The sequence below is a fragment of the Sphingopyxis flava genome, assembly GCF_900168005.1.
In the GTDB taxonomy this organism is placed as follows: domain Bacteria; phylum Pseudomonadota; class Alphaproteobacteria; order Sphingomonadales; family Sphingomonadaceae; genus Sphingopyxis; species Sphingopyxis flava.
Window position 1 is genome coordinate 1 of record NZ_FUYP01000018.1, and the last position, 20,264, is coordinate 20,264.

The 20,264-nt window shown below is 64.1% G+C and carries 22 protein-coding genes, 1 tRNA gene and 2 pseudogenes; 9 read left to right on the top strand and 16 right to left on the bottom strand.

All coding sequences use genetic code 11. The features are described 5' to 3' along the window. The first annotated feature begins 369 nt into the window (after positions 1 to 369). Together B5X69_RS14040 and B5X69_RS14045 are read left to right on the top strand one after the other, a co-directional pair. Positions 370 to 1,380 (top strand): annotated as a pseudogene (locus B5X69_RS14040) (IS110 family RNA-guided transposase). Positions 1,381 to 1,869: 489 nt separating this feature from the next. Then, positions 1,870 to 2,121 (top strand): hypothetical protein, encoded by a 252-nt coding sequence (locus B5X69_RS14045; protein WP_079639342.1) that lies wholly within the window; start codon positions 1,870 to 1,872, stop codon positions 2,119 to 2,121. A gap of 15 nt (positions 2,122 to 2,136) precedes the next feature. Here the strand turns inward: B5X69_RS14045 and B5X69_RS14050 are convergent, their stop codons facing one another. The 6 genes and pseudogenes from B5X69_RS14050 to grxC form a co-directional block, all read right to left on the bottom strand. Beyond that, positions 2,137 to 2,727, bottom strand: a complete 591-nt coding sequence (locus B5X69_RS14050) for a mobile mystery protein B (RefSeq protein ID WP_079639343.1) — start codon at positions 2,725 to 2,727, stop codon at positions 2,137 to 2,139. Further along, the gene (locus B5X69_RS14055; protein WP_079639344.1) at positions 2,720 to 3,199 is read right to left on the bottom strand and encodes a mobile mystery protein A; all 480 of its coding nucleotides are present in this window, start codon (positions 3,197 to 3,199) and stop codon (positions 2,720 to 2,722) included. The genes B5X69_RS14050 and B5X69_RS14055 overlap by 8 nt, the downstream gene beginning before the upstream one ends. A 370-nt stretch (positions 3,200 to 3,569) precedes the next feature. Beyond that, positions 3,570 to 3,806 (bottom strand): annotated as a pseudogene (locus tag B5X69_RS21995) (integrase core domain-containing protein); the annotation flags it as partial. 178 nt (positions 3,807 to 3,984) lie between these two features. After that, positions 3,985 to 4,061, bottom strand: a tRNA-Arg gene (locus B5X69_RS14065). A gap of 50 nt (positions 4,062 to 4,111) precedes the next feature. Then, positions 4,112 to 4,582 (bottom strand): DUF1178 family protein, encoded by a 471-nt coding sequence (locus tag B5X69_RS14070; RefSeq protein ID WP_079639346.1) that lies wholly within the window; start codon positions 4,580 to 4,582, stop codon positions 4,112 to 4,114. A gap of 1 nt (position 4,583) precedes the next feature. Further along, positions 4,584 to 4,844 carry a glutaredoxin 3 gene (grxC, locus tag B5X69_RS14075; protein WP_079639347.1) on the bottom strand — a complete coding sequence of 87 codons (261 nt, stop codon included), beginning with the start codon at positions 4,842 to 4,844 and terminating at the stop codon, positions 4,584 to 4,586. A 264-nt stretch (positions 4,845 to 5,108) separates the two neighbouring features. On the opposite strand from grxC, the gene B5X69_RS14080 reads away from it, so the two are divergent. Further along, the gene (locus B5X69_RS14080) at positions 5,109 to 5,960 is read left to right on the top strand and encodes a class I SAM-dependent methyltransferase (protein WP_245798750.1); all 852 of its coding nucleotides are present in this window, start codon (positions 5,109 to 5,111) and stop codon (positions 5,958 to 5,960) included. On the opposite strand, the gene B5X69_RS14085 is transcribed toward B5X69_RS14080, so the two are convergent. Beyond that, the gene (locus B5X69_RS14085) at positions 5,961 to 6,389 is read right to left on the bottom strand and encodes a (deoxy)nucleoside triphosphate pyrophosphohydrolase (protein WP_079639348.1); all 429 of its coding nucleotides are present in this window, start codon (positions 6,387 to 6,389) and stop codon (positions 5,961 to 5,963) included. It abuts the gene before it with no gap. An 85-nt stretch (positions 6,390 to 6,474) separates the two neighbouring features. On the opposite strand from B5X69_RS14085, the gene B5X69_RS14090 reads away from it, so the two are divergent. Together B5X69_RS14090 and B5X69_RS14095 are read left to right on the top strand one after the other, a co-directional pair. After that, a complete protein-coding gene (locus B5X69_RS14090) occupies positions 6,475 to 6,624 on the top strand; it encodes a Flp family type IVb pilin (protein ID WP_342745796.1) in 150 nt (49 codons plus the stop codon). Positions 6,625 to 6,749: 125 nt separating this feature from the next. Then, positions 6,750 to 6,908 (top strand): Flp family type IVb pilin, encoded by a 159-nt coding sequence (locus B5X69_RS14095; protein WP_079639349.1) that lies wholly within the window; start codon positions 6,750 to 6,752, stop codon positions 6,906 to 6,908. 110 nt (positions 6,909 to 7,018) lie between these two features. Here B5X69_RS14095 and B5X69_RS14100 read toward each other — a convergent pair whose 3' ends face one another. The 5 genes from B5X69_RS14100 to B5X69_RS21540 all read right to left on the bottom strand — a co-directional run bounded on the left by B5X69_RS14100 (position 7,019) and on the right by B5X69_RS21540 (position 12,479). Beyond that, the gene (locus B5X69_RS14100; protein ID WP_079639350.1) at positions 7,019 to 8,527 is read right to left on the bottom strand and encodes a M48 family metalloprotease; all 1,509 of its coding nucleotides are present in this window, start codon (positions 8,525 to 8,527) and stop codon (positions 7,019 to 7,021) included. Positions 8,528 to 8,617: 90 nt separating this feature from the next. Further along, positions 8,618 to 9,565: an acetyl-CoA carboxylase carboxyltransferase subunit alpha gene (locus tag B5X69_RS14105; RefSeq protein WP_079639351.1), complete on the bottom strand. Its 948-nt coding sequence runs from the start codon at positions 9,563 to 9,565 to the stop codon at positions 8,618 to 8,620. A gap of 10 nt (positions 9,566 to 9,575) precedes the next feature. Next, positions 9,576 to 10,502, bottom strand: coding sequence for a tyrosine recombinase (locus tag B5X69_RS14110; RefSeq protein WP_079639352.1), 927 nt, complete (start codon positions 10,500 to 10,502; stop codon positions 9,576 to 9,578). A gap of 13 nt (positions 10,503 to 10,515) precedes the next feature. Next, positions 10,516 to 12,342 carry a hypothetical protein gene (locus tag B5X69_RS14115; protein WP_079639353.1) on the bottom strand — a complete coding sequence of 609 codons (1,827 nt, stop codon included), beginning with the start codon at positions 12,340 to 12,342 and terminating at the stop codon, positions 10,516 to 10,518. Then, positions 12,339 to 12,479: a hypothetical protein gene (locus B5X69_RS21540; RefSeq protein WP_176141618.1), complete on the bottom strand. Its 141-nt coding sequence runs from the start codon at positions 12,477 to 12,479 to the stop codon at positions 12,339 to 12,341. The genes B5X69_RS14115 and B5X69_RS21540 overlap by 4 nt, the downstream gene beginning before the upstream one ends. 125 nt (positions 12,480 to 12,604) lie before the next feature. Between B5X69_RS21540 and B5X69_RS14120 the strand changes: the two genes are divergently transcribed. Together B5X69_RS14120 and aroB are read left to right on the top strand one after the other, a co-directional pair. Next, positions 12,605 to 13,168 (top strand): shikimate kinase, encoded by a 564-nt coding sequence (locus B5X69_RS14120; RefSeq protein ID WP_079639399.1) that lies wholly within the window; start codon positions 12,605 to 12,607, stop codon positions 13,166 to 13,168. Further along, positions 13,156 to 14,253, top strand: coding sequence for a 3-dehydroquinate synthase (aroB, locus tag B5X69_RS14125; RefSeq protein ID WP_079639354.1), 1,098 nt, complete (start codon positions 13,156 to 13,158; stop codon positions 14,251 to 14,253). The genes B5X69_RS14120 and aroB overlap by 13 nt, the downstream gene beginning before the upstream one ends. A gap of 27 nt (positions 14,254 to 14,280) precedes the next feature. On the opposite strand, the gene B5X69_RS14130 is transcribed toward aroB, so the two are convergent. Genes B5X69_RS14130 through radA form a run of 4 tightly spaced genes read right to left on the bottom strand, consistent with a single transcriptional unit; the run spans position 14,281 to position 18,518 of the window. Then, entirely contained in the window at positions 14,281 to 16,179 is a 1,899-nt protein-coding gene (locus B5X69_RS14130; RefSeq protein WP_079639355.1) for a cation:proton antiporter domain-containing protein, read from the bottom strand. After that, positions 16,176 to 16,604, bottom strand: a complete 429-nt coding sequence (locus tag B5X69_RS14135; RefSeq protein ID WP_079639356.1) for an iron-sulfur cluster assembly scaffold protein — start codon at positions 16,602 to 16,604, stop codon at positions 16,176 to 16,178. The genes B5X69_RS14130 and B5X69_RS14135 overlap by 4 nt, the downstream gene beginning before the upstream one ends. Then, positions 16,601 to 17,146, bottom strand: coding sequence for a CvpA family protein (locus B5X69_RS14140; protein WP_176141619.1), 546 nt, complete (start codon positions 17,144 to 17,146; stop codon positions 16,601 to 16,603). Before B5X69_RS14140 ends, B5X69_RS14135 begins: the two co-directional genes overlap by 4 nt. Before the next feature lie 10 nt (positions 17,147 to 17,156). After that, positions 17,157 to 18,518 carry a DNA repair protein RadA gene (radA, locus tag B5X69_RS14145; RefSeq protein WP_079639357.1) on the bottom strand — a complete coding sequence of 454 codons (1,362 nt, stop codon included), beginning with the start codon at positions 18,516 to 18,518 and terminating at the stop codon, positions 17,157 to 17,159. A 169-nt stretch (positions 18,519 to 18,687) separates the two neighbouring features. Here radA and fsa point away from each other — a divergent pair, with 169 nt between their 5' ends. Beyond that, the gene (gene fsa / locus B5X69_RS14150) at positions 18,688 to 19,338 is read left to right on the top strand and encodes a fructose-6-phosphate aldolase (RefSeq protein ID WP_079639358.1); all 651 of its coding nucleotides are present in this window, start codon (positions 18,688 to 18,690) and stop codon (positions 19,336 to 19,338) included. A gap of 121 nt (positions 19,339 to 19,459) precedes the next feature. Further along, positions 19,460 to 20,263: an enoyl-CoA hydratase-related protein gene (locus B5X69_RS14155; protein ID WP_079639359.1), complete on the top strand. Its 804-nt coding sequence runs from the start codon at positions 19,460 to 19,462 to the stop codon at positions 20,261 to 20,263. The last annotated feature ends 1 nt before the right edge of the window (position 20,264 follow it).

The following is a 20,264-nucleotide window of genomic DNA, read 5'->3' on the forward strand; positions in this document are numbered from 1 at the left end:
CGACCGCAGGTGCCGCTTGCGGCAGAAAATCCTTGTCTAGCGCTCGGATACAGGCGATCTTCACCTCAAACGACACGCCACTTGGGGAATGCAGGTTCTAGCCCCTTATGTTGCAATACGAAAACCGAAAATACCGGTGCCTTTGATCGGAATTATCGATAAGTGAGCAAACGGCCCTGCCGCCGCTCGGGCCTTCCACCGGTGACCGGACGCCCCTCCCACTTTAGCCCTTTGCGAGTGCTCGGAGCGGAATTCACGTTAAGAGAAAGCACGTGCGAGGCCTGAACTGATGGGGTGGATGCCCCCTTCGATCGGCATCGTATGATGCCAGACCGGCGCGATATTGCGTTGGAGAAGGAGGATTATCAGATGACCGACGTCTACATTCTTGCGATCGACCTCGCGAAGCGCAGCTTTCAGATCTGCGCCACAGCGCCGGGAGGGGCGGTTCTATTCAATCGGGCGGTTTCGCGCGCAAAGCTCGAGACGGTTCTACGGGAGCAAGCGCCGTGTATTGTGGCAATGGAGGCCTGCGCGACGAGCCATTTCTGGGGCCGGTTCGCTCAAAGCGCGGGCCACGAGTTCGCTTGATCCCGCCGATCTACGTGAAGCCGTTCGTCAAGCGGCAGAAGAATGACGCGGCGGATGCAGCGGCGATTGCCGAGGCGGCGCTACGTCCGGACCTGCATTACGTGACGGTCAAGAACGCCGAACAACAAGCCCGTGCGGTTGCCTTTCGAACGCACCAGTCCTTTGTCGGGCAGCGGACACAACTGATCAACGCCCTGCGCGGCCACCTAGCCGAGTTCGGGCTGGTCGTCGCCCAAGGGCCTGCAAACCTCAAAGCTGTCGTTGGCATGATGGACGACGATGCCATCGATATCCCTGACGTGGTGCGTGACATCGTTCGCCTGTATCTGGACCAGATCGCGGCGCTCACACAGAAAATTGAAGAACTGCACTTCAAGTTGCGCGCATCGATGAAAGTCGATGATGCGATGCGTCGCCTCTGCACGGTTCCCGGGGTCGGGCCGGTAACGGCGGGTGCCATAATGGCGTTCGCGCCCGATTTGCGCACCTTCGCCAGCGGACGAAACTCGCCGCCTGGCTCGGCCTGGTTCCACGGCAGCGCTCGACCGGTGGCAAGACACGGCTCGGCAGGGTTAGTAAATGGGCCAGGCCGACATCCGCAAGCTATTGATCGTCGGAGCCATGAGCCGGATCCGGTGGATCGTGCGCAAGGGCGTGCTCCCCGATAACTGGCTGGGCCGTGTGCTGGGGCGCAAGCCGCGTATGGTGGCCGCCGTCGCCTTGGCCAACAAGATGGCGCGGCAAATCTGGGCAATGATGACACGGGAGGAAAATTACCGGATGGCGTGAACCGCTCGCCTTCGATGGGAAGCGGTAAGCGCTTAGGGGCCACGAGCCCCGGCAAGGAGATCGACTGACGAATATGCGGCAAGGACTTCAATGTTCAGGACGAGCAAACCAGTCCCGGGGCTCGAGCACCAAAGCTCTCTGAACCGATGTGGACCTCGTTCTTCGAACTGCATACCGGCCCGTGGCGAATATCAGGCCACAGCAAGAGGCCTGATACACGAGCGATAGAAGCGCCAGCCGTCGAAACCGTCCGAAAATCACCTTGCAAAACTGGGGGCATCCATACACGCCCCGGGATTGCCGGGAGGCCCTAGCTCTTGAGAGGAAGGGCCCAAGATCAGTAAGACAACGAACAAATTTGCGCTGGAGGTTCGCGCACGGGCGGTCCGGATTGTCCTGGATCACTAAACGGCCTATCCCGTGCGTGGAAAGGCCGGGCCTGGCTCAATCCCCCATATGGCGGCGCCTGCGAAAATCTGGCTGCTAAGAATGGCGCGACACGGGAACGGCGTTGCGCTTGTTCCCCCACGTGTCGGTGCGCGGTGGCTTCATGATGTCGTGTTATCGACCGCCGATGCGATCCTGTTTCTGAAAGGTCGTGTGTCGTTCATCGATCCGGCTGCGCAGATGCACGTGGCGGGCAGTAATGTCGAGAGCATTCTCATTGCCTATGGCCCCGATAACGTCGTGGCTCTCGAACATTGCGGCCTTGAAGGTCGGTTGTGGCGGCTGCGGCGGTAATTTCCTCAACGTGTTTTAAGAACGCGCAAAAAGCAGCAATGAAGCAATGTCATGATTGTCGGCAGCACGCAGGGCTTCGATATATCGCGCGTGGGTTTCCCCTGCATCCACAAGGTTAGCCCGTCCCCATGTAAAGGGCGGTTGGCTAAGCTGACGAGCCAGCAAATCACCGACAAGGCGCGAGAACCGCCCATTGCCGTTCGGGAAAGGATGGATGGCGACGAGCCGGTGACTGTAGCGCACGGCGATTTCGTCGGATGAATAGGTTTCGTGGTCCACCCAATATCGCGCGTCGTCGATGGTCTGCCGCACTTCCATCGCTATGCGATAGGCGTCCACGCCGATATTGCGGGCGGTTGTGCGATATCGCCCAGCCCAACGCCACACATCGCCGAACATCCGCTTGTGAAGATCGCTCAGAAAATCCTGATCCAGCACGTCGCGGCGGCGAGCATTGGCCCATCTCAGCGCTTTGCCGATATTGACCTGCTCGGCCTCATTCAGTTCATGTCGCAGCGTGATATATGACGGTATAAGCTGCTCCCGCTCCTCGGCAGTCAGCGGTGTATTGGCATCGTCGTCGCTCTCGAACAAGGGATCAGTCATGTCGTCCCTGCTCGCCGTCCCACAAGCCGCGAAGCGACCCTGACAGGATGAGGTCGATCATGTGTTGTTGCTCCGCCTCAAGGTCAGACTTGAGAAGTGCCTGATTTTCAAGTCTCATGGTGTGATCGAGGCGAACGACATCCGCCTGTGCCTTCTGCTTGGCGCGGTCGCGCAAAATGTCATCCAGCGGCTTTGTTGGGACAAAGGCATAAACAAAAGTGCAGTTCATCGCCTCGGCAGCCTGCCGCAAGGTCTTGATCGTGGTCGCGCCCGTAACTTCCGCTTTCTCGATGGCAGGAATGCGGGACGGTGCCGCTCCCATGCGGGCGGCAAGCTGTCGGGCGGTCATGCCAAGGGATTCGCGGATAGCCTTGACCCATCCCTTAGGCGGGGCAATTATCGGCGCATCCCGGAGCGGTGCTAGGCGGCGCTCCAGTTGCTTGCGGGCGAGTGCGGCTTGATGCGTGTTCATATTCAAGTGTCCTTGCAACGCATTTTATGACATAAATATATGAACTTTTCAAGATATAAAAATCATATATTTATGTACTTATCCCTGAGTACTGTTCATAAATATATGAACGAATGCACTCAGCCACATCGGTAAATGACTTGGCAACCGGCGACGGAAGCTCGGCTGTAATCGCAGACGCCGCTAGCGATTTCCTGCCCGGCAAGCTTGCAGAATCACGGAGCCGAGCGCTGATCTGGCTCCGCCCACACCGGTGCCTACCATCGCACCGCCACAGGCCCGGCAGCGGTTCCGGGAGAACCGCCAAAGGAGCCTCCAATCCAGCCGGAGGCCCCGCTGGACTGCCGCGATGACAGGTCCGGTTGCATAGTTAGTTGAAGATCGCCACCGATGCCAGCATGGGCGGGAGGCGGAGCGCAGCGGAGCCGATCGGCCAGGCTGACATCTTGTTCGTTTCCAGAGGCGGGGGTCGATATCGGAGGCTGCTGTGCGGCCGGAGGCGATTGTAATGATCGCGCCACCAGCCGGTGACGCACCGGACCTCCTCCATGCTGTAGAAGATTTCACCATTGAGCAGTTCATCCCGCAGGCGGACATTGAAGCTCTCGATATCGCTGCATCATGGCCCGCCTGATCTGCGTCAGGTTTATGCCCGGCTGCTGCTCAGCAAGGTGCGCGTCCAGCCCAAAGAAATCCGCATCAGCGACTCCAAAGCCGTGCTGGCTCGGAGCGCCGCGACGGGCGTGGCCAAGACCACGCCCGCAGTTCTCTCTTTTGTTCGAGAATGGTGCGCCCGACAGGATTCGAACCTGTGGCCCCCAGATTAGGAATCTGATGCTCTATCCTGCTGAGCTACGGGCGCGCCGGCGGCTCGTGTAGCGGGGCCGGGCGCCGAGCGTCAATTGGCGTGAATCAATTTACCGCGTCGGGCGGGACGAAGGGTACCAGAAGTGGCACCGCGGCAATCCCGTCGTCACGCAGCGCCTGGGCCTCTTCGGGCGACGCCTGTCCGTGGATCAGGTCTTCTGGGGCCCGGCCCTCGTGCATAGCACGCGCCGCATCGGCAAAGTCACGGCCCACCCAGCGCGATCGGGGCAGCATTTCGGCCTGCTTTTCCGCAATTTCGGCGAGCAGTCTGCGAACCACCTCCTGCGACGTTCCGCTCGGCTCCGCAGGCGCCGCGGGCGGAGTTGCGGCATCGGGCTGACGGTTCGATTTCGCAGCGACCCGCGGCGCCATTACGGCCTTTTCGACCCCGGCATCGCCGCATACCGGGCACGCAATCAGTCCGCGTGCCTGCTGGTCGGTGAAGCTCTCGCTACTTGCAAACCAGGCCTCGAACCGGTGGTCACCGGCGCTGCACCGCAGATCGAAGACAATCATCTCAGCTAAGCCCCAGGAGCGGATCCAGCTCGCCGCGCGCGTCGAGCGCAGCAAGGTCGTCGCTTCCCCCGATGTGGCGGCCTTCGATGAAGATTTGCGGCACCGTGCGGCGGCCGCCGGCGCGCTCGACCATCGCGTCAAAGCCCGCGCGATCCATCGACACGTCAATCTCGCGATAATCTGCGCCCTTCTTCTCGAGCAGCGCTTTCGCGCGCGTGCAATAGGGGCAGAGAAATTTCGTATAGACTTCAATCATCGCCATGCGGCTATCCTGACATCCTTTCCCCCTGCATATCGGAATCAAGTGCAGCAATGTCAAATAAGTTGCCGAAGTTCGCGCGGTGATGGCACCTGCACAGCAAAAGGCGCTCATCCAGACACCTTCGGCGCGGCGCAGAAACCTCTACGGCAGCGCGAGACCTGGTAAGCAAAAATCTTGCAAAACCTCGCAGGACACGCGTTGCGATCGGCACACCTGGTCCGTGCCGGACTTGTGAAGCCATGCCGGAGGCGGCACAAGCGCCCGATGTCCGACACCCCCGCCCCGCTCTTCTCTCCCGAGCGCCATCGCTCCCAGCGCGACCGGATGGCACGCTTGCCCGCGAGCGCCAATTTTCTGGCCCCCGTCATCGCCGAGACCCTGCTCGATCGCTTGTCGATGGTGACGCGCGACTTCCCGCGTACTCTCATGATCGGGGCACATGACGCTGCGCTTGCCGATCAATTGCGCGCTACGGGCACCCGGCTCAGCATCCTCGAGGCAGGTCCGCGCCTCGCGGCGCACAGCGATGCGATTGTGGGCGAGGCCGATCGCATCGATCTGCCGTTTGCAAGCTTCGACCTGATCGTCTGGCCGGGCGGGCTCGACAGCGTCAACGATGTACCAGGAGCGCTGGTGCGCCTGCGGGCGCTGCTCGCGCCCGACGGTCTTCTACTCGGAGCCTTCGTTGGCGACGGCAGCCTCCCGCAGCAGCGACGCGCCGTGATGAGCGAAGGCGTACGTCCGATCGCGCGCCTGCACCCGCAGATCGACCTTTCAGCGATGGGAAATCTGCTCCAGCGCATCGGCTTTGCGATGCCGGTCGTCGACGTGGAAGCGTTGACCGTGCGCTACCAGGATTGGTTCGCGCTGGTGCGCGATCTGCGTGCCGCGGGCCTTGCGAGCCGCCTGGCCCCCGCGCCGCCGCCGCTGACGCGCGAGGAAACCGCCCGCATCGCCGCTGCATTCGCCGCAAAGTCCGACCCCGATGGCCGGGTATCCGAGCTATTTCGCCTCGTTCATTTCAGCGGCTGGGCACCGCATCCCGACCAGCCGCGTCCGGCCCGCCGCGGCAGCGGTACGGCCTCGCTCGCGGACGCGCTGAAGCCGAAGCGCTGATTAAAGAAGCGCCTCTAGAAGACCGATAAGAGGTTTGTCCGCGGGCGGCATCGCCAGTCCGTGGAGTTCCACCGGCCGCACCCAGCGCAGCGCGCTCGCGTCGATTGGCTCCGGCGCGCCCTGCCATTTGCGGCAGACGTAAAGCAGCAAAAGGAGATGGCTCCCGTCCAGCGCGTCGCTCGCGAAACAGGCGGGTGCAAGGCAAGCCGCTTCGACGTCGATCGCCAGTTCTTCCCGAAGTTCCCGCACCAGCGCCGCCTCGGGCGTTTCACCGGGTTCGATCTTGCCGCCGGGAAATTCCCACAGGCCCGCCATGGGCTTGCCCTCGGGGCGTTGCTGAACAAGCAGGCGGCCGTCTTTGTCGACGAGTGCGACCGCTACCACAATGAGACAGTTTTGCGGCGATTTCGTAGGGGAAAGCGCGGTCAAATCGTTAACCTTCCTGTGCGAGCATGGAACCCTCGGGAACTATAACGTCGGCAGGGGTGGAGCAATGAATATGATGAGAGGGCTGATGCGGTCGACCAGGGCCGCGACAGCCGTTGAATATGGGCTGATCCTGGCCCTGATCTTTCTGGCGGCCAGCGTCGCCGTATCCGACGTCGGAACTAAGACCAGTTCGATGTGGAACAATGTCGCAATGACGGCGGGGGCTGTCCTCTAGTGGGACTGAAAGCCGGCACAAGGGGCCGATCCCATTAAGAGTTTCAAAACCAATTCTCCGTAGAACGCCGATGTTGACCACGACCAGACCGTCAACAGGGTAAGTGACTTATCAGGAGACCAGACATGAAGTTCATCAAGAAGTTCGCTCGCGACACCAAGGCCGCGACCGCTATCGAATATGGCCTGATCGCCGCTCTGATCGCCGTTGCTGGCATCACCGCGATGACCGCGGTCGGCGAAGGCGTGGGCGACACCTTCAACAACGTCTCGGCGAAGCTCTAAGCTTTACCAGGTATCGCCCTTCTCGAGGGACGTGCCAAACCAACGATAAAGGGGCGGTGAGCATCACTGCCCCTTTTTCTATGCCTGATCGAAATTTTGCGAGCGAGGCGTCAGCGGCTTGCGTACACGACCAGCTTGACCTTTTGCCCCGGGGTCAGTCGGCTATTCGCGGCGAGGCGGTTGAGCACCTGGAACCGCTCGGCCTGGTAGTCGCCATAGGCCATGCGGCGGGCCAGGCTGGCCAGCGTATCACCGCTCTTTACCGTCACCACATCGACGCGGCGCGGCTTGATCGCCGCCGCCTCGCTCGCACTGAGACGGCGCAGGCTGGTGAACATCGGATTGAATGTTCCCGCCCCGCCCGCCTTGGTCAGGGCGACGAAGTGAAAAGCGCTGTTCTTCGCGAACTCATAAGCGAACACCGTGACATCGACCTGCCCCGACTGGCTGTTCGCCCTTACGGTCGAATAGTAAGCGGGAATGCCGTTCACCGTCGTACGCTGGATGCTCGATGGCGTGAGATTTGCATCGCCGCCCACTGCCTTGAAGACGGCGGCGATATAGGCATTCATGTCGCCGCTGTAAGGACCGGTTGAAAATTGCGCCTGGCCGCCGTTGCCGCTCACGCTCACTGCGCTCGTCCCATTCTGCATCCCGTAGCCATTGGGAACGGTGAAGGCGAGACGAAGGTCGGGATGGAGAAACTGGCGTCCCTCGACAACCCCTTGCGCTGGATCGTCGCCGTAAAGAACACCGTCGAGCGAGCCCATGAACGCGTCCGCGTTACGAACGCCACCAGTGCCCGCGCGGCTCGCGAGCGTCTGTGCGTTGCGCACGCGCGAAGCCGGGTCGGGGTGGGTGCTCGCCCATTCGGGAATCGACCGGGCATCGCCGCCTGCCAGCCGGGCTTCAAGGTTGGTCTGATTGGCAAGGCTTGCAAGCATCGTCGAGAGCGCCATCGGGTCATAGCCTGCGCTATTCAGATACTGAACGCCGAGCTGATCGGCTTCGAGCTCCTGACTGCGCGAAAAGCCCAAGGTCGCGAGCTGAGCGACCTGCATCGCATTATTCTGCAGAAGCCCGCCAAGCGATCCGAGGAGACCGCCATTATCGCCGATCGCGCCGCCGAGGACCGCGCCCAAGACGCCAAGAATGGTGTTGCGCGTCGCCGCAGACTGACGCTTCTTGCTATGCTGCGCGGCGACGTGCCCGACCTCGTGCCCGAGGACGCCAGCAAGTTCCGCCTCGTCGTTCATCAACGCCATGAGCTGACGCGTGACGTAAATATAGCCGCCCGGTATCGCAAAAGCATTGTTGACCGGCGAATTGAGCAGCGTGACCGTGAAGTCGCTCCTCGCATTCGACATTCCGGACTGGACTGCGATATTCTGCCCGACACGGGTAACATATGCTGCTTGCGGTCCCGAGTAGGTCCCCCCGAATTCCTGCAGGAGCTGCGGATGCGCCTCAGCGCCCTGCTGGCGTTCCGACGCAGTGATACTGGTCGCGGTCTTGATCGCCTTCGTCCTGGCGTCGGCCGGACCGCTCACGCCGCCGCCGGCCGCTGCACATCCCGCGAGCACCATCGCCAACGCGATCGAAGTTGTCATGCGGGCCATTGGCGCATCTCCCTTTTCTTGCGTTCAACCTCACCCTCTTCGCGATAGGGGCGTGACGGAAAACGCCAGTAAGCGCGACCGGTTCCCGCCCTACGCGCGGCCCATCGCAAGGAATTTTTCCTCGCGGGCGAGGAGCAGTGCCTCGCGGGGCTGCTCTTCCAGCGTGCCCAGTTCTTCCGCGATGGCATCGCCGAGCGCCTTGATCGCCACCTCGGGTGCGCGGTGCGCGCCGCCGACAGGCTCAGGAACGATACGGTCGATTACCCCGAGTGCGAGGAGATCCTCCGCCGCCATTTTCATGGCCGCCGCTGCCTCGGGAGCCTTGTCCGAGGTGCGCCAGAGGATCGAGGCGCAGCCTTCGGGTGAAATCACCGAATAGACGGCATGCTCGAACATCAGCACCCGATTGGCCGCTGCGAGCGCGATCGCGCCGCCCGACCCGCCCTCCCCGACGATTGCCGCGACCATGGGCACGCCGAGCGCAAGGCATTGTTCGGTCGAACGCGCAATCGCCTCGGCCTGCCCGCGCTCCTCAGCCTGGATACCGGGAAATGCCCCCGACGTGTCGACCAGCGTCACCACGGGCAGGCCAAAGCGGTCGGCGAGCTGCATCAGGCGGATCGCCTTGCGATAGCCTTCAGGCTTCGCCATGCCGAAATTATGCTTCATGCGCGAGGGGATATCGTCGCCCTTTTCGTGCCCGATCACTATCACGCGGCGACCGCGGAAGCGCGCAAGACCGCCAAGGATTGCCTGGTCATCGCCGAAATTTCGGTCACCTGCGAGCGGCATCCAGTCGTCGAACAGGCCCGCCACATAATGTTTGAAATGCGGCCGGTCGGGATGGCGCGCGACCTGCGTCTTTTGCCACGGCGTCAGCTTGGCATAGATTTCCCGCAGCAATTTCGAGGATTTTGCCTCGAGCCGCGCAATATCATTTTCGATGTTGAGCGTGGGGTCTTCCCCCATTTCGCGCAGTTCCGCAATCTGCCGATCGAGCGCGGCGACCTGTTTTTCGAAGTCCAGAAAGGCTGTCATCGGCAGAGCGCTAAGCGGTCGGCGGCTTCAGGTCAACGTCCTCTCCGACCGCCATCTGTGCAAGCGGGTGCCGTTTGTTGACCAGCTCCACGAGACGGCGGCTGTCGACGTGCGTGTAGATTTCGGTCGTCGCGATATCGGCGTGACCCAGCATCAGTTGCAGCGCGCGCAGATCGGCGCCGCCTTCGAGAAGGTGAGTGGCAAAAGCGTGGCGCAGCACATGCGGGCTCACGGCCTGCGGATCGAGCCCGGCGCGGCCGGCCAAGGCTCGCAGCATCTGAAACAGGCGGACCCGCGACACATGGCCCTTTGCCGATGGGAAAAGCCATTGCGAGCCCTCGGCAAGCAGCGGCAGCCAGCGGTCGAGCGCGCCGCGCGCGCGCTCGGACAAGGGCGCCAATCGCTCCTTCTCGCCCTTGCCGCGTATGATCAAAAACGTCCGGTCGCCCGCAATGGCGCGGCGCGGGAGCGACACGAGCTCGCTCGCGCGGAGGCCCGAACCATAGAGCAGTTCGAGCAGGAGCAGAAGGCGAACCGCCGCGGCGGGCGGCGTCTCACCTTTGGCTTCGCGTTCCGCCTGCCTGAATAGCTTTTCCACATCCGCATGGGTGAGGATGCGCGGCAAAGGTCGCCGCGTCGCCGGGCGCGCAATATCGAGCGCAGGATTGTCTGGCCGCTCGCCTTCGTCGAGGAGGAAGGCGAAGAACTGGCGCAGAGCGGAAAGCTTGCGTGCAGCGGTGCTGGCAGCGAGAGCGCGATAATCCGCCATGATCTGCCGCAGCACCGGCGGCGTCGCCCGGGCGAGACGCCCTTTCGCCTGCACGGACGCCTGATCAAGGTCGCGGCGATAGGCGGCAAGCGTATTGCGCGCGGCGCCCCGTTCGGCCGCCATCATCTCCAGAAATCGTTCGATCAGCGCGCCGTCGGCCGTGTCCATCGAGAGCGCGCAATCAGACCCGAACCAGCGCTTCGGCGGCGATCATTCGCGCCTCTGCCTCGAGGCCGACGCCGCGCAGCGCGCGGACAATGCGATAGAGATGATAGGGCGGCATCTTTGCCCAGTCGCCCTGCATGCCCGCCGCGGCGAGCAGCGCGACCATGCCCGGTTCACGGCGCTGGGCCGCCTGATCGATCGCGCGCGCCCAGCGGGTCTCGCGCGCAAGGTCGACGCCGAGGTCGCTAGCCGCCGAGGCCGCATCACCGGCGTCGATGCGCCCGAGCCCGGCGAGGGCGGCGAGGAGCAGCTTCGAGCGAAGCTGATCGGCGCTGTCGTCATTGCCTGCAAAGCGCGCGATGCGGCCTGCACTTGTTCCATTGAGCGGACGGGGCGATCCGACCGCGAGCACGCCCCAGGCGCGCGTGCCAACATTCACCTTGGGGACCCACGCCATCGCGTTCTGGTCATAGCCGCCTGCGAGCATCGAGCCGATCAACTGCCAGGGGTCATCGCCAACGTCGGTTCCCGTCGGCAGCGCGGCTGCCGCTCGCGCGGTCGCGATCAGCGCCGCGTAACGCTGGACGGTGCTGCCTGCCCCCTCCCACAATCTCGCCATCGCGGCGTAGCGATCGGCGGCGCTTGCCGCGCGAAAGGCGCTGCGCAGCGTCTCCGTCTGCGCCGCGAGAGGCACGGGGGGCTCTGCCTCGCTTGCCGCGGCGCTGAGAAGCGACACATAGGCTGTGCTCGACAAGATGCCCCGCGCCGCCGCATCGGGCGCCGCTGCAATCCGATCGTCGATTTCGGTCATCGGGGCGAGCACCGTCCACCCGCGCATATAGGCGGGCTGCGACGCGCGAAGCTCGGCGGGAATCGGAATCGCCGTCGCAGTCGCCATGCCAAAGCGCCAGTTCGTCAAGCGGTCGATATTGTCCCACTCGATCGTCGTCGAGCGGCGGCCGGCGTCGGTCGCGCCGAGCACGCGCTCGGCGAGCAATATGTCGAAATTCGCGATCTTGCCGCTCGAGCGGACACGCCCGATAGCCCAGCCCGCGGGGCCCGCTTCGCCTGAAAGGCCTGCGCAGATCGCCGCCGACAGCCGCCACGTCTGCTCATCGCCGTGCGCCAGTCCTGCAGGGACATAGGGGCACATCCCCGCCGGGTCGGCCGTGGCAAGATAGGCCTGCTGCGCAACCTGGACGAGGCGCTGGCTCGCACGGTCATGGTCCACCGACTGCACGATCCGGCGCGCCGCGATCGATTCGCCCATCCGCAGGAGAAGCGCCGCGCGTTCGGCGGCGAGATCAGCGCCGTTGATTGTCGGCGGCGTATCAATCGCCGAAACCAGCGCGCGGCGAAGCAATATCTGCCCCCAGCGCGATGCAAGCCGCCCGCTTGTGTTGCGCATGATCGCGGCGGCATATTGGCCGCGCACTCCGAATGCGTCGGGGGCGAGGCCCCCGGTTTCGGGCGTGAGCGGACCGATGCGCGTCAAAAGGCGCCGCGTGCCCGGCGGGAAATCATATTTAAGTTGGCCCGAGGTGCCTTCCTCAAGTTCGCCGTCTTCGGAGCTGGCGTCGGCGGCATCGCTCGCCGGCAGCGTTGTGGTGACCGGCGGCGCGAGCGGGGATGCCCCCGCTTTCGGCGCCGGTGCCGCTGGAGCCTTTGGCGCCGGCGCACTTGTCGGCGACGGACCGGGGGTCGGCGCGGGAGCGGTTGCGGGCTGGGGAGACCCGAAGCCTTCGGGCAGAAGCGACTCCTGGGCAACGACGGGCAAGACCAGCGCTGCGGCGATGGCGCTTCCCGAGAGAGCCAGCGTCACTGCGAGCAGCCGGCTTTTCATCGGCCCAGGCCTTCACTCGGCGTGGCTACGGCAATCACGTCGGTCACATCCACCTCAATCATCTTCGGCTCGATCGGCCGGCCAAGGAACAGCAGCAATAGCCAGAAGGCAACGAGCAGCAAGACCAGCACGACCAATCGCCCGATCCACCGGCCTTTTCCCGATCTGCTCCTTGTGCGCAATATGCCTCGTGACCCTCGGTTCATCGTTCGCGCCAAAAACCATTGTTCCGCGCAGGCCCTTCGGTATAGCCGCGCGCACGATGACGCGAAACCCGAAAAGCCTTGACCCCGCCATCGCGCCATCGATCCGCGAGCGATCGATCGTGCTTGTCGGTCTCATGGGTTCGGGAAAATCAACGATCGGCCGCCGCCTGGCGCAACGGCTCAAAATGCCCTTCGCCGACGCCGACGACGAGATTGAGCACGCGGCGGGCATGACCATCTCCGACATTTTTGCGCGCTTCGGCGAGGCCCATTTCCGCGACGGCGAGCGGCGGGTGATCGCGCGGCTTCTCGCAGGTCGTCCGCATGTGCTTGCAACCGGTGGCGGCGCCTTCATCAACGACGAGACGCGCGCGCTCATCCTCAAGGACAGTCTTTGCATCTGGCTCGATGCCGACATTTCGACCCTCGTCGAGCGCGTCGGCCGCCGGAGCCACCGCCCCCTTCTCAAGGATCGCGACCCCGGCGAGGTGCTGCGCGAACTCGCAGCCGTCCGCAATCCCATCTACGCCGAGGCGCACATTCGCGTGAGCTCGGCCAGCAACCCGCACGAGCACACGGTGCGGGCGATATTGGAGGCGCTTGCGACATGGAAAGTCTGACCGTCGATCTTGGCGCGCGCAGCTACCCGATCCTGATCGGCGACGGGCTGCTCCATGACATCGGCCGCCATGTCGCGCCGCTTCTCAATCGGCCGCGCACGATGATCATCACCGACGCGAATGTTGCAGAATCCTATCTGGCACGCGTCGGCGTGGCGCTTGGCGCCGAGAACATCTCCTTCTCCTCCTTCGTGCTTCCTGCCGGCGAGGCCAGCAAGAGCTGGGACGGTCTTGCGCGGCTCACCCAATGGCTGATCAGCGAAGGTATCGAGCGCAGCGATCATGTGATCGCGCTGGGAGGCGGCGTCATCGGCGACCTTGTCGGTTTCGCCTGCAGCATCGTCAAGCGGGGCTGCTCGTTCATCCAGGTTCCCACAACCCTTCTCGCGCAGGTCGACAGCAGCGTCGGCGGCAAAACCGCGATCAATGTCGCAGCGGGCAAGAATCTGATCGGCGCCTTCCACCAGCCCGCACTCGTCGTCATCGATCCTTCGACGCTCGCGACCCTGCCACCGCGCGAACTGGGCGCAGGCTATGCCGAAGTGGTCAAATATGGGCTGATCGACGACGCGGATTTTTTCGCCTGGTGCGAGGCGCACGGCGCCGCCTTGCTCAAGGGTGATGGTGATGCCCGCCACACGGCGATCGCCCACAGCGTGGCGGCCAAGGCGCGCATTGTCGCCGCCGACGAGCGCGAGACGAAGGATGTGCGGGCGCTCTTGAACCTCGGCCACAGCTTCGGTCATGCGCTCGAGGCAGAGACCGGCTATTCGGAGCGCCTTCTTCACGGTGAAGCGGTCGCAGCGGGCATGGTTCTCGCGCATGAATTTTCCGCCGCCAAGGGCCTCTGCCCGCCCGAAGATGCTGAGCGGGTGCGCGATCATCTTTCGAGCCTCGGCCTGCCCCACAGCCTTGCGAGCGCGGGAATTGACGCCTCCGGCGCCGCGCTCGCTGCCCACATGGCGCACGACAAGAAGGTGCGCGGCGGAAAGTTGCCGCTCATCCTGACGCGCGGCATCGGGCTAAGCTTCGTGACCGAAGACTATGGTCTCGATGCCGTGGCCGAGTTTCTCGATCGTGCCTGAACTCTTCGCCTGAAGGGCGAAAATGCTCTACGCCGCTTCGGGACCTGCCGCGTGCGCAGCTTCCTCTTCGCGTGCGGCCTTCGCCGCCAGCCGCCGCTGGCGCAGGGTCTCGAGCACGCTTGCCGACTCGCGCCCGCCGCCCGGTTTGAAGCGGTGCTCGCTGCCCGCCGCGAGGTCGCCTTCGTCCATCTGCGCCGCAAGCCGCGCTGCATCGAGCTGACGAAGTGCCGTCTCCACGTCCTCCATCTGGCGCGGGTCGACGGCAAGCTGTTCGAGCGCCATCAGCCCGAGCGCGATCGAGCTTTCGAACACCTCGCGCACCGCGCCGCTCGCTCCCGCGCCCTCGATCGCCATCAACTGGCGCCGGTCGAAAACGCGCATCAGCACTTTGGCCTGCGGGAAAGCCTCGATTACCTGCCGCAGCGCGCCCGCATCGACCGAGGGGTCGTCGATACAATAGATGATGAGCCGCGCCTCGTCGGCGCCCGCGCGGCGAAGGAGGTCTAGTCGCAGACCGTCGCCATAATAGACCTTGGTGTCGTAGCGGCCGGAAAGTTCGATCTGGCTCGGCTTCTTGTCGATGAGCGTCACCGAACAATCCACTGCGTGAAGCATCTGGGCCACGATCTGACCGAACCGGCCATAGCCGATCACGAGCGCAGATCCGCGCGGCGCGTTCTCGGGGCCAGCAAGACCCACCTCATCGCGATCGGGCTCGAATTCAAGATTGCGGGCAAAGAGCATCAGGAAGGGCGTCGAAACCATCGACAGCGTCACCACGGCGCTGAACAGGCTCGCCGCCGCCGGGGCGATCAGCAAGGCCTGCTGAGCCTGGGTAAAGAGGAGGAAGCCGAACTCGCCGCCCTGGCTCAGCAACAGCGCAAGGCCGAGCGCAGTCTTCCACGGTTTGCCGAACGCCCGCACCAAAAGCGCAAGCACCGCCACTTTGGTCGCGACGAGGCCTGCAGCGAGCCCCAGGACACGCAGCGGATCGGCGAGAACCACATTGACATCGAGGATCATGCCGATCGCGAGGAAGAAGAGACCGAGGAGAATGAGGCGGAAGGGTTCAACATCCGCTTCAATTTCGTGTCGGTAGGGTGAATCGGCGAGCATCACGCCTGCTATGAAGGCGCCGAGCGCGGTCGAGAGGTGAAGGCTGTGCATCAGCGCCGCGCTTGCCAGCACGACGAGCAGCCCCACGACCACGAACAGCTCGCGCTCGCCATAACGACCGACGAGGCGGAGCAGCGGATTGACGAGGAAACGCCCCGCGAGCACGAGACCCGCGATCGCGCCAAGGGTATAAAGCGCAAGCACGCCCCCCGGTGGGGCCGAGGGATCCGCCGGCGCGCGCGACAGGGCAGCGACGATAGTGATCATCGGAACGATCGCGAGATCCTGAAAGAGCAGGATCGAAAAGGCCTTTTCGCCGAAGGGCGAGTTGATCCGGCCCGAGCTTTTGAGGCTGGGAAGCACCTGCGCGGTCGAGGAGAGCGCAAGCGGCAGGCCAAGAACAAGCGCGGCCTGCCAGCTGAACCCCTGGGTCGCAAGGATGAGGCCGGTGAGGACGAGCCCCGTCACGACCACCTGCGCAAGACCAAGTCCGAAAATCGCCTTGCGAAGCTGCCACAGGCGCCGCGGATGAAGTTCAAGCCCGACGAGGAAGAGCAGGAAAGCGATGCCGAGCTCGGCGATGGCGAGCTTTGATTCGCCGCCGCCTACCAATCCGAGTCCATGGGGTCCCACAAGGGCACCGGCAATGAGATAACCGAGCACGGCGCCGAGGCCGAGGCGGCGGAAGATCATCACGAACAGCGTCGCAACGCCGAGCAGGATCGCCCCTTCGAAAAGCAGCGTGTCGGTTGGCGTTTCGGCGACCCGTTCGGTCACCGCCGGTCCCACCGCGAGGACCGTCAGCATCATGCGCCGAGTTCCGCTCCTTCAAACGCCGCGACCGCGGCATCGAAGGGAAGCAGGATGGCGCCGTGCCGCGCCGGATAGTCGCGGGCAGGCGCGAGAAGGTCGAAACCCGGCCAGTCGGGCGCATCTCCCTCGCCCGCGAACCACCGGGCGATGGCGTCGCGCGCGTCGCGGATCTCGAAAAGGCTCCGTCCCGGTGCATGGCGCGCGAGCAGCGCCGCAGAGGCCTGCCCGAGAGCACATGCCTCGACATGGAGGCCGACGGCACTCACCCGTCCCTCCTTATCCGTATCGAGATCGACGATGATCCGGCTGCCGCAGAGCGGCGCCCGCAGCGAGGCGCGGCGGCGCGCCGTCGCGGGCAGCGGATAGTCCGCGGTCGCCACCGCAAGCGCCAGGATATCGCGATTATAGAGTGGGGCGCTCATGGCGCGCGACCCGCCGCATCCTCTTGCGTTGCCGCTAGCGCTTCGGCACGGCGGTCGGCGATGACCTTGCTCAGTGCCGCGCTCGTCGCGCCCAGCGCGGGATAGGTACGGCTGTCGCTCATCCAGGCCGGGCGCTGGGCATTTCCATAGCCGATATCATAGAGCAATGTCACGGCCATGAACAGGACCGTCGCGAGCACCAGACCCTTCACCGCGCCGAATCCGGCGCCGAGGCCACGATCGAACCCCCCGATGATCGAGGCGCGACTGCGCTGCCCCATCGCACGCGAGCCCCATCTGGCGACCGCGAATACGCCGCCAAAAAGAAGCACGAAGGCAAGCATCGCGCTGCCGCCCGGCGTGCCCACATAATCGGCAAGAAGGCCGGTCAGCGTCGCATGGAAGAAACGCACAGCCAGGATCGCCAGGACCCAGGCGAGCAGTGACGTGACTTCCTGCACGAGCCCCCGCGCGAAGCCGAGCACGGCGCCGCCGAGGACAAGGACAAGCACGACGATATCGAGCGCGGTCAGACTTCCCATTCGCCGGTGGCTAGTCGCGCCCGAGCATCAGGTCAACGAGTTCGCCGAGACGCGCAAAACCCGTTACCGAAATGCCGCCAACGCCTTTCATCCCCTTGGGCCCCCAGCCGCGTGAAAAACCAAGCTTCGCTGCTTCGCGCAGCCGGAGCGCGTCATGCGCGACAGGGCGTACCTCGCCCGAGAGCGATAGCTCGCCAAAGACAATCGCATCGGCGGGCACCGGCCGCTCGCTGAAGGCTGAGATGAGCGCGGCGGCGACCGCAAGGTCGGCCGCCGGGTCGGTCAGACGGTAGCCACCCGCAATGTTGAGATAGACTTCCGCGCTCCCCATCTGAAGCCCGCAGCGCGCCTCGAGCACCGCGAGCACCATCGCGAGCCGGCCGCTGTCCCACCCGACAACCGCACGGCGGGGCGTTGCACCGCTCGCGAGACGTACGGTGAGCGCTTGCACCTCGACGAGGACCGGCCGCGTCCCTTCGAGCGCGGGGAAGACTACCGACCCGGGCACATCGCGGCTGCGGTCGGTAAGAAAGAGGCTCGACGGGTTGGCGACTTCGCCCAGCCCCTCTTCGCCCATTGCGAATACTCCGATCTCGTCGGTGCCGCCGAAGCGGTTCTTCACCGCGCGCAGGATGCGATAAAGGTGGCTGCGCTCCCCTTCGAAGGACAGCACCGTGTCGACCATATGCTCAAGCACGCGCGGCCCCGCGATCGTCCCGTCCTTCGTCACATGCCCGACGAGCACGATCGCCGCCCCGCTGTCTTTGGCGTAACGGATCAGCTCCTGCGCGCTTGCCCGCACCTGGCTCACCGTCCCCGGCGCGCTGTCGATGAGGTCGCTGTGCATGGTCTGGATCGAATCGATAACGACGAAGTCGGCCGTCTGGCGATCGAGCGTCGCGAGAATGTCGCGCACCGAGGATGCGCTTGCGAGCGCGACCGGCGCGTTGCCGAGCCCCAGCCGCTGCGCGCGAAGCCGCACCTGCGCTGCAGCCTCCTCGCCGCTGATATAGACGACCTTTCGTCCCGCCCTCGCGAGCCTGCCTGCTGCCTGGAGCAGCAGGGTCGACTTGCCGATCCCGGGATCGCCGCCAATGAGAGTTGCCGATCCTGCAACGAAACCGCCCCCTAGCGCGCGGTCGAACTCGGCAATTCCGCAGAACATTCGCTCGGGCACCGGGCTATGCGCGTCCAATGTTTCAAGGTCGAGCGCACGTCCGCCCTTTGTGAGATCATGCTTTGCTGAAAAGACGGTTTCGGCCGCTTCCTCGGCGAGCGTGTTCCATTCCCCGCAGTCAGCGCATTGCCCCTGCCAGCGGTATGACACCGCACCGCAATTCTGGCAGACATATTGGCGTTTCGCTTTGGCCATCGCCGGCGCTTAACCGGAACAAACATAGAACTCCAGTGCTTTTCCGCAAGCCTGTCCTGCGCGACAAGGTTCGGGAATGGCCAGCCGACGGCGGCAGTTCAGTTTTGGCGCGCGTTGCTCTAGGGCGGACGCGACCAGCGAATCACTTTTGAGCAGGAACAAGCGCGCCATGAAATTCTTCGCCGACACCGCCGAAATCGATGCCATCGAGGAGCTCGCCGCGACCGGCCTGCTCGACGGCGTCACCACCAATCCGTCGCTGATCGCGAAGTCTGGCCGCGATTTCAAGGAAGTGACGAAGGAAATCTGCGCCATCGTCGACGGCCCCGTTTCGGCCGAGGTCGTCGCGCTCGACCACGCGACGATGATGAAAGAGGCCGAGATCCTCCGCAAGATCGCCGACAATGTCTGCATCAAGGTGCCGCTCACGATCGACGGCCTCAAGACCTGCAAGGCGCTGACGGGCGACGGCACGATGGTCAACGTCACCCTCTGTTTCTCGGCAGCGCAGGCGCTGCTCGCCGCAAAGGCCGGCGCGACCTTCGTTTCGCCCTTCGTCGGCCGCCACGACGACAATGGCTTCGACGGGATGCAACTGATCGCCGATATCCGGCTGATCTATGGTAATTACGACTTTGCGACCAAGATTCTTGTCGCGAGCGTCCGGCACGGCATCCATGTCCTTGAAGCTGCGAAGATCGGTGCCGATGTGATGACCGCGCCGCCGTCGGTCATCAAAGGCCTGTTCAAGCATGTCCTCACGGAAAAGGGCATCGAAGGCTTCCTTGCCGACTGGGCCAAGACCGGACAGGCGATCTGAGAAGACGCGCCCGAGCTTTCCCTGAGGCAACCTTTGCAGTTGACGTAAACGTCAACTTCGGTCGATAGTTTCCGGCCGCCGGGATTGGCATGTGCGCATTCCGGCTACCAGGGAGACTTTGATGACCGACGCCGCTGCGCCTGCCGTCCTCACCGAGCGCCAGGGCCATATCCTGATCGTGACGATCAACCGCCCCGAGGCCCGCAACGCCGTCAACGCCGACGTCCATGTCGGCCTCGGCACCGCCCTCGAAAGCGCCGAGCTCGACCCCGAAATCCGCGCCGTCATCATCACGGGTGCAGGGGACAAGGCCTTCTGCGCAGGCGCCGACCTGGTCGCACTCTCGCGCGGCGGACAGCTTGCACCCGACGACAAGGCGCAGCAAGCGTGGGGTTTCGGCGGCTTTGCAGCCCACCCGATTTCAAAGCCGATCATCGGTGCAGTGAATGGGTTTGCCTTTGGCGGTGGGTGCGAACTCGCGCTGATGTGCGATATCGTGATCGCAGCTGAAAATGCCCAGTTCGGCCTTCCTGAAGTCAAGGTCGGACTGTTCGCCGCCGCGGGCGGGGCATTTCGCATCGTCAAGCAATTGCCGCAGAAGGTCGCGATGGAACATCTGCTGACGGGCGACCCCTTCGACGCGGCGACCGCCCTTCGCTATGGTTTCGCCAACCGCGTCGTTCCACTGGCCGATCTGATGCCGACAGCGATCGCCATGGCCGAAAAGATTGCCGGCAACGCGCCCCTTTCGGTGCAGGCCTCAAAGCGCGTGGCGCTGCGCATCATCAACGGTCAGATCGCCGGCGACGACGCGCACTGGGACGATAATCGGCGCGAGCGCAAAGCGCTGATGGCCAGCGAGGACGCCCGCGAGGGACCGCGTGCGTTTGCCGAAAAGCGCAAGCCCGTGTGGAAAGCGCGCTGAG

Excerpts from the sequence above, each read along its gene's own strand:
- B5X69_RS14045 (WP_079639342.1), top strand. The coding sequence starts at position 1,870 with ATGGCGCGACACGGGAACGGCGTTGCGCTTGTTCCCCCACGTGTCGGT.
- B5X69_RS14050 (WP_079639343.1), bottom strand. The coding sequence starts at position 2,727 with ATGACTGATCCCTTGTTCGAGAGCGACGACGATGCCAATACACCGCTG.
- B5X69_RS14055 (WP_079639344.1), bottom strand. The coding sequence starts at position 3,199 with ATGAACACGCATCAAGCCGCACTCGCCCGCAAGCAACTGGAGCGCCGC.
- B5X69_RS14070 (WP_079639346.1), bottom strand. The coding sequence starts at position 4,582 with ATGATTGTCTTCGATCTGCGGTGCAGCGCCGGTGACCACCGGTTCGAG.
- grxC (WP_079639347.1), bottom strand. The coding sequence starts at position 4,844 with ATGGCGATGATTGAAGTCTATACGAAATTTCTCTGCCCCTATTGCACG.
- B5X69_RS14080 (WP_245798750.1), top strand. The coding sequence starts at position 5,109 with ATGTCCGACACCCCCGCCCCGCTCTTCTCTCCCGAGCGCCATCGCTCC.
- B5X69_RS14090 (WP_342745796.1), top strand. The coding sequence starts at position 6,475 with ATGCGGTCGACCAGGGCCGCGACAGCCGTTGAATATGGGCTGATCCTG.
- B5X69_RS14095 (WP_079639349.1), top strand. The coding sequence starts at position 6,750 with ATGAAGTTCATCAAGAAGTTCGCTCGCGACACCAAGGCCGCGACCGCT.
- B5X69_RS14100 (WP_079639350.1), bottom strand. The coding sequence starts at position 8,527 with ATGGCCCGCATGACAACTTCGATCGCGTTGGCGATGGTGCTCGCGGGA.
- B5X69_RS14105 (WP_079639351.1), bottom strand. The coding sequence starts at position 9,565 with ATGACAGCCTTTCTGGACTTCGAAAAACAGGTCGCCGCGCTCGATCGG.
- B5X69_RS14110 (WP_079639352.1), bottom strand. The coding sequence starts at position 10,502 with ATGGACACGGCCGACGGCGCGCTGATCGAACGATTTCTGGAGATGATG.
- B5X69_RS14115 (WP_079639353.1), bottom strand. The coding sequence starts at position 12,342 with ATGAAAAGCCGGCTGCTCGCAGTGACGCTGGCTCTCTCGGGAAGCGCC.
- B5X69_RS14120 (WP_079639399.1), top strand. The coding sequence starts at position 12,605 with ATGACGCGAAACCCGAAAAGCCTTGACCCCGCCATCGCGCCATCGATC.
- aroB (WP_079639354.1), top strand. The coding sequence starts at position 13,156 with ATGGAAAGTCTGACCGTCGATCTTGGCGCGCGCAGCTACCCGATCCTG.
- B5X69_RS14130 (WP_079639355.1), bottom strand. The coding sequence starts at position 16,179 with ATGATGCTGACGGTCCTCGCGGTGGGACCGGCGGTGACCGAACGGGTC.
- B5X69_RS14135 (WP_079639356.1), bottom strand. The coding sequence starts at position 16,604 with ATGAGCGCCCCACTCTATAATCGCGATATCCTGGCGCTTGCGGTGGCG.
- B5X69_RS14140 (WP_176141619.1), bottom strand. The coding sequence starts at position 17,146 with ATGGGAAGTCTGACCGCGCTCGATATCGTCGTGCTTGTCCTTGTCCTC.
- radA (WP_079639357.1), bottom strand. The coding sequence starts at position 18,518 with ATGGCCAAAGCGAAACGCCAATATGTCTGCCAGAATTGCGGTGCGGTG.
- fsa (WP_079639358.1), top strand. The coding sequence starts at position 18,688 with ATGAAATTCTTCGCCGACACCGCCGAAATCGATGCCATCGAGGAGCTC.
- B5X69_RS14155 (WP_079639359.1), top strand. The coding sequence starts at position 19,460 with ATGACCGACGCCGCTGCGCCTGCCGTCCTCACCGAGCGCCAGGGCCAT.